Here is a 12,345-nt window from a genome sequence, read left to right as displayed (position 1 = left end):
GACGCCGCTCCTCCATCTGCTCGGATGTTAGATGCGTCGGCCGCCAAACGTCGTCATCCATCGCGCGCCTCCTCACGAGGATCGACATCACCCTATGTTACACCACCTCCGTGAAGATCATTAGGTTCGGGCATAAGTGCCGGGCAGCACCTTCTCAACGCGGAGGCGGATGTTGCGGTAACACTCACAGGTCGCCTGTTCGAGGGCAGCGCGGTCGGTCACGACAATGCCGCCTCGGCGTTGTTCAATCAGGCCGGTGGTTTGCAGGGTGCGCAAAACGGTGCTGACCGTGGAGCGTTGGACCCCAAGCATCTCGGCCAGTGTTTCATGGGTCAGGGGCAGGATGTCCTGATCCATCCGGTCATGGATGTTGAGAAGCCAGCGGCAGCACCGGGCCTCGACCGGGTGAAGGGCATTGCAGGCCACGGTGTGAAAGGTCTGCGCCAGCAGCGCCTCGTTGAAAGCCGCCACCATCCGTCGCAGCCGGGAGCGCAACACGAGAACCCTACGCATCTGCTCAATCGGAATCCGCGAGGCGGTGCCCGCAACCAGCACCACATAGCGCCCGAGGGCTTCACCGCTGATAATGGCGCTCAGGAGGCCAACCAGCCCCTCCCGCCCGAACAGCGCCACTTCGGCCACACGCCCATCCTCCATGACTTCGACAAGGGACACGATGGCATCGTGCGGGAAGTAGGTGTGGCGAATGGTTTCGCCAGCCTCGTAGAGCACCGCGCCTTTCGGTACGTCCACGATCTCAAGCTGCGGTTCCAGCACGGCAAAGTCCGCCGGTTCCAGGGCGGTAAGGAACCGGTTGGCACGGTGATCTGCCTTGATACTCTTGCCCATGGTCATGGTGTTACAGGACTGTGGAGACCATGGTGTTCAAACCGGCCTGAGGCCATGCCTGGAACCAACGCGTAGAGGCGACACGGCGTAGGTGTGCGATAAGGGCTCACGACCGGAACCGGTTTCCGGATGGCAGTACTCGAACATCTTTCCTCCACGGCCAAGTTTCTATTGTGTCCGGTTCGGAGTGCAGGCGCATTCCACATTTGTGATACGCCTTGCGAGGGAGGAAGCCGCCATCGGTGACCGGCCTAATCAACGCAATCGATCTTTAAGCGTCAGTTCTGCGATCTTTAAGCGTCAGTTCTGCGCGGGCAGTGCCCCCAGCTTCGTGACGAGTGCCACAAGCTGGCTCTGGCGGGTGATACCGAGGCGCTCGTACACGGCTTTCAGCACCGTGCGGATCGTTCCGTCTGTCAGTCTCAACTGCGCTGCCGCTTCTTTCGACGATAGCCCGCCGCCGACCGCCATCGCGATACGGGCCTGCCCTTTGGTGAGGCCGAGCCGGATCAGGCGCTCCTGAATCATGTCCGAGGCTGGGGTGAAAAGGCTCTTTACGAGCACCAGAACCCCAGGTCTCAGAGCAACGTGCTCAAAGCTGGTCGGCTCGTTTACGGTGACCGGGATCGCTTGGACGAAGACCTTCTGCTCGTCTCCCGCGTTGCGGGCCAGCACCAGCGGCGGCTGCACCAACGTTGCCCGTCCAAGAAGAGCCGACATCACCAAAGCATCCAGCGCCTTCTGATCCTGCGCCGTTGCTGCCTTAAGGCGTCCACGCGAGATGGTGAACCCTGTTCCAAGCAGGGAGCGGGCGGTTTCACTCACGGTCACCACACCGCCTTGGACATCTAAAAGGATGACCCCACATGTGAGGCGATCCAGGGTATTCCCAAGCAGGCGGGAAGCCCGTCTGCCTTCCGCAATCTCAGCCGCCGCTGCGATGGCCCGAGCAGCGTGTGGTGCGAGCCGGGCGAAGTTGTCCTCATCCGCTTGATCAAAAGGACCTCGGCGCAGATCTCGATGCACTCCCACGGTGATGATCTGTCCTGACGGAAGCGCTGTGACAGAGCCCATGTACGCGCCGAGGCCATGACGCCTGCTGAACTCCTGGCAGAATGGGTGGGTCCGCAAGGTTTCGTCATCCAGGAGGTCGGCGTCTCTGATCAGTCCTTCCGTAGGCCCACGCGCCGACACTCTCTCCTTGCGGATATCGTAACGCCACCACTCTCGACTGTAGTCTCGATTGCTCTCCTCCAAGCTGGTAGAGGCAACGGTCACCATTTTGTCAGTCGCCGTAACTGGCACGATCACTGCACCGAGCCCGCCTACCAATTGTGCGATGTGGTTCAGAGCTTCTGGCCAGCGCTCCGGATCGAGAGCAGAGGCGTAGATCGCATCTACGGCTGTGAGCAGGTCAGGCGTCCCCATGCCTCTTTGCCCGCTTTCTTCTATTTAGCACCAGGGAACATGACAGCAGAGCACGGCTTTGATGTCACGAGAAATCATCTCAACTCAATCATGATGAAGTCGCCGGGGTCTCTTCGAACCGCTTCATATCGAACAACGAGAGATCGAGCTTACTGCTCCCTTTGGTTACAAGATCCGCCAGCGCCTCTCCGATCACACTGGCGAACTTGAACCCATGGCCGGAACAAGGAGATGCGACTACGACTTCCGGTGCCCCTGGAAGGGTGTCGATCACGAAATGCTCGTCGGGGGTATTCGTAAACAAACACACGGCGAGCCGAAGCGTCGGTCCGTTAGCGTCTGGGAACATGTGTCGGATGCCTTTCCGAAGAGCCTCTTCGTCGGCAAGTGTTGGCTCACGCGACAGTTCGTCGGCATGGCCCGTCTCATGGAAATGGTGATACAGCCCGATCTTGAATCCTGGGATGCCCCAAGTGGGGAACTGGTAAAAGTGGCCGACTTCGCTCAGGATGTTCGAGACCGGGAAAACCTCCGGCCTGAAGAGGTCTGGCGTCTGCGGCAAAAACCAGCCGAGGACCTGTCGTTCCGGTACGGCATTCGTCTTGAGCGCAGGAATAAGATCAGAAATCCATCCTCCTGCTGAAACTACAACCTTCCCGGCCTCATAGCGGTCCCGGTTGGTCACAACCATCACCCGCCCGTTGGCAGGCTCGATGGCAAGTACTTTCTCACGCCCGTGGATCTCGGCTCCAGCAGAAACAGCAAGGGAGGCGTGCGCGAGGATAGCGCGTTCTGATGCCACAAAGCCTGCATCCGGCTGATAGACGACGGCGTAATTGTCTGGGAGCTTATAGCCAGGGAACCGCTGCTGGGTCTCGCGAGCCGAAAGCACTTCATTGGACAGGTCGTGCTCCCGGCATGCCGTCAACGCACCTTGCACGATCCGGCTGTCTTCCGCACCCGCATCAATTCCGCCTGTGACGAAAAGCAGTTGCTCCTTCGTAAGCTGCTCGGCCTCCCGCCATAGCTCGTAGGCGCGACGGAGGAGGGGTACATAGTTAGGATGCTCGAAGTAGGCGAGCCGGATGATCCGGTTCAGCCCGTGCGACGAGCCCATGCTGTGGCCGAGATCGAACCGTTCGATGCCCAGCACCTTCTGGCCACGGCGAGCCAGTTGCCAGAGGGCTGCGGACCCCATGCCGCCCACCCCAATCACGATGGTGTCGAAGGTCTTCATGCCAGCGCCCTTGATCGCAGCGTCGTTCCCGAGCCGAGGTTATCGTTTTGCGGCCTGAGTGCAACGGCCATGCGCGGCAATGGCATTCGGTCCCGAGGAGCAGCCATTGAACGGGGCGGCTGCTTCGCGCTCTTCCGAACGATCAAAACCGTCCTTACATCGGACAACAGGAAACAAACTTGTTCGAAGCAGCACTTGGATGATCGACCAACACCAGCAGATCGCCGACCTGGAAGCGGAAATCGACACACTGTCTGATGCCGCTGAGCGATGCCGGAAGGGCATGATTGTCGCAAAGGTCGCAACTATAGCAGGTACCATGCTCTTCGGAGCTTCCCTTATCGGGCTGATCCGATCTGATCCCATCGTACTTGTTATGGGGATTGCCGCCGCAGTAGCCGGTATAGGCTACTATGGATCGAGCCGAGGTTCCTTGGAGCGACTTACGGGCCAAATCGGGGCAACTGAAGCGCGTCGTTCCGAACTAATCGACGGAATGGAACTTCGGACAGTGCAGGAGCGGTAGTGAGCACTAAGAACGGTTTGGACCGACATAGACGGGCAGGGTGACAGCGGCTGTCCGCGAGATCCGGGGACCGAGTTCGTCATGCGCCGCGAGACAATTGAAACCCCCATTTCGCGCTGCCACCTGAATAGAGGACGGCTCTGGTACGAAGTTACGCCGCCGTCTCTCGGCTGCGTTCTTCCTGGCAGGACGAACTATCAGGGCGATCATCCAAATCGTTTTCCAGCATTGCTCGAAACCTGATCAGGACATCGCGGTGGCGGGTTCCGATGTCTATTGAGCAGATCTTCTCGTCGATGAATCCCAGCATGGAAAGCAGGTCGGCCTCAGGCATGCTCCAGCCGCGCGATCTCTGGTGCATGAAAGATCCTCCAGGTGCAGACGGTAGCGATGTGGAAATCCCGGTATCAGCCGTCAAGATGCCGCCAGCCACTCCCGCAACTTCGTCCAACGTCGCTTCATATTTCCGCCCCGAACAGCCATGGCCACAGCCTTCTTCTGGCCGACGAGTACAACGAGCCGCTTGCCCCGAGTTACGCCCGTATAGAGCAGGTTACGGGCCAACATTGTGTAATGCTGTGTCACGACTGGAATGATAACGGCGGGGTACTCTGACCCCTGTGACTTATGGATCGTCGTGGCATAGGCGGGTACTAAGGTGTCGAGTTCGCCGAATGGGTATGAGACCTCGCGCCCATCGAATGATGCAATTAATGCTCCTTCCTCGTCATCGATCCGGACCACCATTCCAAGGTCGCCATTGAAGACCTCGCGATCATAATCGTTCTGGGTTTCCATAATCCGGTCGCCCGGCGAGAACTTCCATCCAAATCGTTCGACGGTGGCCGGAGGATTAGGGTTCAGAATTCGTTGGAGTTCGATGTTGAGGTTGCGGGCACCAAGCACGCCCCGGTTCATCGGACAGAGCACCTGAATGTCCTTGAGGGGATCGAGTCCGAACCGCTTGGGCATCCGCTCCTTGACCATCTCGATGATCTTACCGACACCCTGTTCTGGTTCGGTGATGCTGATGAAGTAGAAATCGCTTTCCTCTCCGGCGTTGGATGGATCAGGCATCTGACCGTGGTTGATCCGGTGGGCATTCACCACGATCCGGCTTTCCGCCGCCTGTCGGAAGACCTCGGTGAGACGAGCGACGGGGATACGCTCCGACCCAATGATGTCAGCCAGAACCTGCCCCGGCCCGACCGAAGGCAACTGGTCCACGTCCCCAACCAGCAGCAGGCCCGCATGGGACGGAACAGCTTTAGTGAGGGCATTCATCAGCGGCACATCGACCATGCTGGTCTCGTCTACCACGAGGAGATCGCAATCGAGCGGGTTCTCTTCATTGCGTGAGAAGCCACCGTGCTTTGGATCGATCTCCAAGAGCCGGTGAATGGTCTTGGCCTCCAATCCGGTCTGCTCCGTCATGCGCTTGGCCGCACGACCTGTCGGTGCCGTCAGCAAGACCTTGACACCCTTGGCCACCAAGAGTCGGAGAATCGTGTCGAGGAGAGTGGTCTTGCCGACACCAGGACCACCGGTCACCACCGCCACCTTGGAGCCGAGCACCAGCTTCAGAGCCTCCCGCTGGGACGCTGCCAGGGTCTTGCCCGTGCGGCTCTCGACCCAGGGAACAGCTTTGTCGAGGTCGATCTCGGGCCAGGGCGGTGGACCAGAGGCTCTCTCGGCCAGCCGCGAGGCAATGGCCTGTTCGGACAAGTGGAGGCCCTTGAGGAAAAGGCACGTCTCGTCGCCGATGGTATTCGAGACGACTTCTCCTTTGGATAGTTCGTCTACGATGGCCGTTCGGATCAGGGCCGCATCGACTTCGAGCAACTGCTCGGCCAAGCGGGTGAGCGCCTGGACCGGCAGAGCACAGTGACCCTCATCGGTGGCGGTTTGAAGTGCGAAGGAGATGCCAGCCCGAATCCTTTGCGGCGCTGTCTTTTCCATTCCGAGCTTGGCCGCGATGGCATCTGCCGTCTTGAAACCGATGCCGCGCACGTCTTTGGCCAGACGATACGGGTCCTCGGTCATGACCTGAACGGATTCATAGCCATAGGTCTTGAAGATGCGGACCGCCCGTGCGGTGCCGACGCCATGGGCATGCAGGAAGATCATGATCTCCCGCACCGCCTTCTGCTCGGCCCAGCCGGAGACAATGCGGGAGGCCCGCATCGGGCCGATTCCGGAAACTTCCGTTAGGCGCTCAGGGCTGGCCTCGATGATTTCAAAAGTGTCCACGCCAAAGGCTGCGACAATCCGCTTTGCCATGGCTGGCCCGATGCCACGCATCTGGCCAGAAGCAAGGTACTTCTCGATGCCCTCCACCCCGGTCGGCGGGGTCGTCTTGAGGACCTCGGCCTTAAACTGGAGGCCATGCGTGCGATCACTAAGCCACAGGCCGCTGGCAGTAATCCATTCCCCGGCAGACACGGCAGGGGTATGCCCAATGACGGTCACAAGATCCCGTTTGCCGCGCGTATGGACTTTCAGGACAGCAAAACCATTCTCGGCGTTGTGGAAGGTGACGCGTTCCACTGAGCCCGCAAGGGTCTCTAAGACAGATCTCTGCTCAGCCTGTGGTGGTCGAAGCATCTGGTTCATGGTGCCTGCCAGGAGGAATTCCTGACCTCTCCAACTCTACCGCTGGACTGAACCGATGACGAGAAGGCTCGGCATGGCATTACATGGCCATCAGGAGCGTTGTCGCGACCATGATCGTCCCAAGAATAACGGTAGAGCCCGCCCAATCAGACCATCGAGGTTTGCTATGGAAGTTCAACTCGCCGAACATTGCATCTCCCTATTAAGTAGGACATGTTCACTATTTGTTCTGAAGATAGGCCGCGTATATGCGGGCGGTCAAGGTAGTCGCGTGTCGGAGCCAGTGCTCGATGAACTGCCGTGGAATGATTTGGAGCTTTGTAACTTTATCCTACCAAAGAACGTTCACCACGCATGTTTCGAAGCGTGCGCGCACCCCAAAGATTCATGAGCCGCCAATAAGTGCTGGAAGAGACAGTTGAGCGGCCCTCAGGGTGAGAATTTCCTAAAGACGGTCGGGAGACCGAGAGGCCAGTGACTGAGCGAAAACGGTTTGAAGTCGGAGCAGGCGTGCCGAGGCCATTGCAAGGTGGGGCTCAAATCGAAGTTTACCCGCTATGATGACAAGAAGGGAGAAGATGGTCATGACTGAGGCTGACACTCATATCGTCCGGGTCACTCTCCAGGGCGAGCCGACCATCTACCGGGAAATCGAGATTGAGAGTCGCAAAACGCTCAGCGCTCTGGCCGAGGCCATTGTTGATGCCTTCGGCTTCGACTTCGACCATGCCTTCGGGTTCTACTCGAAGCTCACCGGGCAGGACGTGATGCGCTCCCAGCCCAAGTACGAGTTGTTCGCCGATATGGACGAGGCAACTGAGGCCAAGAGCGTGAAGAAGACCCGCATAGCAGATGCCTACCCCAATGTGGGTCACAAGATGCTCTTCCTCTTCGACTATGGCGACGACTGGCGCTTCGTCGTCGAGGTCATCCGCTTGGGCCAGAAGGTCACGAAGACCCGTTACCCTAAGGTGCTCAAGAAGGTTGGCAAGGCTCCCGAGCAGTACGGCTCATGGGAGGATGAGGACGAGGGGGACGAACCCTAAGGCGTGTGGGCTGGCGCAGGATCTTTCAAGCCGATTTCAAAACCGGTTGACGAGGGTCAGAGCCAGCGCCCGACGCTTTTCTGAGCTTGTAAAACTCCAAAATCAAGGTCGCCCGGTTTATAGTGGAACGCATGGGTCCGCATGCGCCGATCACCGATACTGTGTTCGCGGCATATCTCCGGTGTGAGACGAAGGCATTCCTGCTGCTTAATGCGGCTGCGCCCACCGATCCTGAAATCCAAAGCTGGCAACAAGGTATCGCGAACTCGTACAAGGCCAACGCTTCGAAACATCTCAGAAACAATGTTCCTGAGAATGAGGCTTGCCGTGGTATGCCTTCGCTCCGGGTGTTTCGGGAACGACATTACCGATTGGTTCTCGACCCTGAGATCTCGTCCTCCGAGGTTCAAATCCAAGCTCACGCGTTGGAGCGAATACCTGCCAGTAGCAGCGGGCCGGACACCACATACCGTCCGGTTCGGTTCATGCCGAACGAGAAACTGGCATCCTCTGATAAACTTCTCATCGCACTGGATGCCCTCGCTCTGTCTCGACTGACCAGTAGGATGTCGTCCACAGCCAGGATCATTCACGGCTCAGGCCACCGATCTACGGCAGTCCAGTTGCCAAAGTTGGTTAAAGAGGTTCGTTCACTCCTCATTACGTTGAAGGCACAATACGCGTCAGGAACACCGCCCCCACTGGCCCTCAACAAGCATTGCCCTGAATGCCAGTTTCGGTCCCGCTGTCGTCAGATCGCCATCGAGAAAGATGATCTGAGCCTGCTGACCACATTGAATGAGAAGGAACGAAAGAAGCTCAATCGTAAGGGTATCATGACCGTCGCCCAATTCTCATGTACGTACCGGCCAAGGCGGCGGTCAGCACGGAACAGGGCAACAGCGACAAAGCACGCTCCCGCATTGAAGGCGCTGGCAGTCCAGGCCAATCGCATACACGTCGTCGATACACCCACCTTCTCTGTAACATCTGGCACGGTTTTCCTGGACGTAGAAGGGGTGCCAGGCCGGGAGTTCTACTATCTCGCTGGAATGAGGTACCGGCGTGACGACAAGGACGTTCACCTTGCGTTTTGGGCGGACCATCCATCCGGTGAGCGGGAAATGTGGGTGTCTCTCTTACGTGCTCTTGAGCAGGTCCCTGATGTCCGCCTTGTCCATTACGGGAGCTACGAAACACAATTTCTCAAACGGATGAAGGAGCGGTATTGCGACAATCCTGAGGACATCGAACTCGTGGATCGGCTGATTGCCACGTCAGTGAACCTCCTGAACCTGACATACGCCCACATCTATTTCCCAACCTGCTCGAATGGTTTGAAAGACATCGCTGGTTATCTCGGCTTCCGCTGGACGCACGCGAATGCCTCGGGTCTCCACGCCTTGATGTGGCGCTCAGAATGGGAAGCATCCGGCGATCCGACCCTCAGGCAGACGTTGATCACCTATAACGCGGACGATTGCGCAGCGGTTGAAAGATTAGCTGAGGCTATCACTGATATCTGCCTCCCGCGTGCAACGGCTGCTAAGTCAAGTCTCGACCCTGTTGACGTTCATCTTCTCGTAGACAGACACAAGAGAATGTTTCGTCCCCTCGACTGTGCTGTTCCAGAGTTTAAGCAGATCAATGACGCAGCATACTGGGACTATCAAAGAGCAAAGGTCTACGTGCGTTCCCGTGGGCATATACGAAAAGTGGTTGAGAAAGGCCAGCGACAGAAGTCAAAAGGCAGATCTCGCGTTAACAAAGTCATTGACTATGATGTTTTACGCCCGTCACATTGCCCGCGATGTGGATCGAGCGCCGTACACAAACATGTGCGCTACACAGAAGTAATGACCGATATATTGCTTTCAGCTTCTGGTGCTAAAAGAAGTGTCATTCAATCGGTGTTCTATAGATACCGATGTTGGGCATGTCATAAGCATCTCATGTCGTATCAACGCCATGAAAAATACGGCGATGGTCTCCGCGCATACATAATATACATGATAATCCAAATGGGGGTATCTCAGCATAAACTATGCGAACATTTGCACGATGTATTTGGTCTTCATGTAGATCGTCGCGCCATCAACAGGATCAAGATTGGATCTGCCAACCGATATGAGCAAACTTACGAGCGATTACGCCAGAGGATCGCCAATGGAGAGTTGGTTCACGCGGACGAAACACGAGTTCCGATTTTGGGCGAGAGCCATTATGTATGGGTTTTTACGAACTTGGAGGAAGTGATATTCGTCTACAGTGCATCTCGGGACACAAGCACAGCCCAAGAGACTCTGCGCGGATTCAAGGGTGTCCTCGTGTCTGACTTCTACGCCGGATACGAGTCAATTGAGTGTGTACAGCAGAAATGTTTGATTCATCTGATGAGGGACATCAATGATGATGTCTTGAAGCACCCATTCAATACGGAGATGGAAGAACTGGCTCACGCTTTGGCGGTTTTGCTCAAGCCCATGGTCGAAACAATCGATAGGTTCGGTTTGAAGGCATATCATCTCCGCAAACATAAGAAAGGTGTAGCTCACTTCTACACCACTCTCGCAGAGCGTAATTACCAAACGGAAGTCGCAGTTGGGTACAAGAAACGCTTCGAGCGGTTTCGGGACAAGCTATTTACGTTCCTTGATTATGACGACGTGCCCTGGAACAACAACAATGCTGAGCATGCGGTAAAGGCGTTTGTGCGATTACGCAATGTGATCGGTGGAGGGAGCACACCAAAGGGTATTCGTGACTATCTTGTTCTTCTCAGTATCTCCGAGACGTGCAAGTACAAAGGATTAAGATTCCTCGACTTCCTGCGGTCGGGCGAGACCGATGTCGATGCCTTTGCGGCCCATACCGGTAGGGCGAGGTGTACAATCAGGACACTCAACACTAAAGGCAGAGGCGGCGGCATTCAAAAGGCGGCGCACATTGTTTGTGATGGTTTGACATGACGAAGTTCGTCCATTCCCGGTCCGTCCCCAAGGGTATGCAGGCCACCTATGAGACCATCACGGCCCTGACGGATGCCTTCTGCCGAGAGTACCTGAATGACGAATACCTTGAACTGGCGCGGGACATGGCGGCGGCTCTGTGCCGGAAGCGACCAAGCCCAGTCGTGTCAGGGCAGCCCCGCACCTGGGCCTGTGGCATCATCTATGCTCTTGGCCAGACGAACTTCCTCTCAGATAAGTCGTTCAAACCGTTTATGACCATGGCCGATGTGTGTGCTGGGTTCGGCGTCGGCCAGAGCACCGCCAGTGCGAAGGCTCAGGCCATTTCACGGGCGCTCAAAATCAATCCGCTCAATCCGGAATGGTCCTTGCCGAGCCTCTTGGAAAAGAACCCACTGGTTTGGATGGCCGACGTCAATGGCTTCCTCGTGGACCTGCGTGAAATGCCACGTGAGGTTCAGGAAATCGCTTTCGAGAAGGGCATGATCCCGTACATCCCGGCTGACCGCGACGAAGGATGAGTTCCGCCTCGCTCAGACGCCGACAGTATGGAGTTACCTCGCGATCAAGGACGACACGAGGCAGAGAGTTGAAAGGGCTGACATGAACAGCCCAATCCTCATCCAACGAGTGACGCGCCGCTCCCAGACATGGGTTAGATGCTCTGCTTCCTCCGTCAGAGGAGCTTTCAAAAGGGCTTGGAACCTTCTGCCAGCGTACCAAGCACCCGGAGCGATACGATTGCCAGCGATCCGAAGATGATCGCCAGATACCATAAAGGATCTCGGAGGCTTCCAATTGTCACGTCATCCTCTCGCGATGGTAGCAGCGGCCCGGTCTACCGATCCGACAGTCTAAGACCAGATGGCCTTGGTCGGTTTCACTGTGAAAGAGCGCCGGAGCAACAAAAAGGCCGCTCATCCAGAGCGGCCCCTCGCAGCTTTTCGACCATGCTATCAGGCAGCGGCCTTCTTCCGTCCACGCTTAGCAGGCGCTTTTGCGGGAGCGCTCTCCACTGGACCGCTGGCGGCAGCCTTCGAGCGCATCTGGCCCAGGCCCAGGCTCTTCGCCAACTCGGAGCGTTTGGCAGCATAGTTTGGGGCAACCATCGGGTAGTCACGGGGCAGGCCCCACTTCTCCCGGTAAGCTTCAGGCGTCAGGCCAAGCTTCCCAAGATGCCGCTTGAGCGACTTGTAGTGCTTCCCGTCCTCCAGGCTGATCAGAAAATCCGGGGTCATCGACTTCTTGATGGAAACGGCAGGCGTGGGCTTAATCTCTTCCTGCTTGGCAGCAGGCTGACCAATATTCTGAAGAGCCGCGTGAACATTGCCAATCAGGTCGGGTAGATCAGCAGCCGGAACAGAGTTGTTGCTGACGAAGGCCGACACGATGTCAGCCGCAAGCTCGATGTAGTCTGGTACTGTTGTATTATTAGACATTAGAACAGCCTTTGATTGACGTACTCGCAGGAGCAGTGCCCTCATGTACTCACCCGCGATTTGCGGGTAGGAAGGGGGTGGCAACTATCGCTGCGGCAAGCAAAACGCAAGGTCAGGGTAATTACCCACGCCGTTGCTGAGGCTGGTTTCAGGCGCTGACGGTAGCGAGAATGGTGCCGAAGACGGTGACACTTGGCGTGAGCCGAGCCGTATCGACGACGGTGCGCACGGCCGCTTC

The 12,345-nt window shown here is 57.1% G+C and carries 9 protein-coding genes; 3 read left to right on the top strand and 6 right to left on the bottom strand.

Annotated features, from left to right (window positions below):
• Positions 1–120 precede the first annotated feature (120 nt).
• The 5 genes from ACS5Q1_RS41965 to recD2 all read right to left on the bottom strand — a co-directional run bounded on the left by ACS5Q1_RS41965 (position 121) and on the right by recD2 (position 6,653).
• Positions 121–849, bottom strand: coding sequence for a Crp/Fnr family transcriptional regulator (locus tag ACS5Q1_RS41965; protein WP_473103792.1), 729 nt, complete (start codon positions 847–849; stop codon positions 121–123).
• Positions 850–1,149: 300 nt separating this feature from the next.
• Positions 1,150–2,277, bottom strand: coding sequence for a helix-turn-helix transcriptional regulator (locus tag ACS5Q1_RS41960; protein ID WP_473103791.1), 1,128 nt, complete (start codon positions 2,275–2,277; stop codon positions 1,150–1,152).
• A gap of 88 nt (positions 2,278–2,365) precedes the next feature.
• Positions 2,366–3,514: an N-methyl-L-tryptophan oxidase gene (gene solA / locus ACS5Q1_RS41955; protein WP_473103790.1), complete on the bottom strand. Its 1,149-nt coding sequence runs from the start codon at positions 3,512–3,514 to the stop codon at positions 2,366–2,368.
• A gap of 677 nt (positions 3,515–4,191) precedes the next feature.
• On the bottom strand, positions 4,192–4,374 hold the full coding sequence (locus ACS5Q1_RS41950) for a hypothetical protein (RefSeq protein ID WP_473103789.1): 183 nt from the start codon (positions 4,372–4,374) through the stop codon (positions 4,192–4,194).
• 80 nt (positions 4,375–4,454) lie between these two features.
• On the bottom strand, positions 4,455–6,653 hold the full coding sequence (gene recD2, locus ACS5Q1_RS41945) for an SF1B family DNA helicase RecD2 (protein WP_473103788.1): 2,199 nt from the start codon (positions 6,651–6,653) through the stop codon (positions 4,455–4,457).
• Between the two features lie 584 nt (positions 6,654–7,237).
• On the opposite strand from recD2, the gene ACS5Q1_RS41940 reads away from it, so the two are divergent.
• The 3 genes from ACS5Q1_RS41940 to ACS5Q1_RS41930 all read left to right on the top strand — a co-directional run bounded on the left by ACS5Q1_RS41940 (position 7,238) and on the right by ACS5Q1_RS41930 (position 11,189).
• On the top strand, positions 7,238–7,699 hold the full coding sequence (locus ACS5Q1_RS41940; protein WP_473103787.1) for an IS1096 element passenger TnpR family protein: 462 nt from the start codon (positions 7,238–7,240) through the stop codon (positions 7,697–7,699).
• Positions 7,700–7,830: 131 nt separating this feature from the next.
• Positions 7,831–10,668, top strand: coding sequence for an IS66 family transposase (tnpC, locus tag ACS5Q1_RS41935; RefSeq protein WP_473103786.1), 2,838 nt, complete (start codon positions 7,831–7,833; stop codon positions 10,666–10,668).
• Positions 10,665–11,189, top strand: coding sequence for a DUF6398 domain-containing protein (locus ACS5Q1_RS41930; RefSeq protein WP_473103785.1), 525 nt, complete (start codon positions 10,665–10,667; stop codon positions 11,187–11,189). Before tnpC ends, ACS5Q1_RS41930 begins: the two co-directional genes overlap by 4 nt.
• Before the next feature lie 435 nt (positions 11,190–11,624).
• On the opposite strand, the gene ACS5Q1_RS41925 is transcribed toward ACS5Q1_RS41930, so the two are convergent.
• Positions 11,625–12,107, bottom strand: coding sequence for a Ros/MucR family transcriptional regulator (locus ACS5Q1_RS41925; protein WP_473103784.1), 483 nt, complete (start codon positions 12,105–12,107; stop codon positions 11,625–11,627).
• Positions 12,108–12,345: the final 238 nt, after the last annotated feature.

This window comes from Microvirga sp. GN3 (assembly GCF_055792825.1).
Note: the sequence above shows the minus strand (reverse complement) of the source record. Positions and strands in the feature narration are given on the sequence as shown.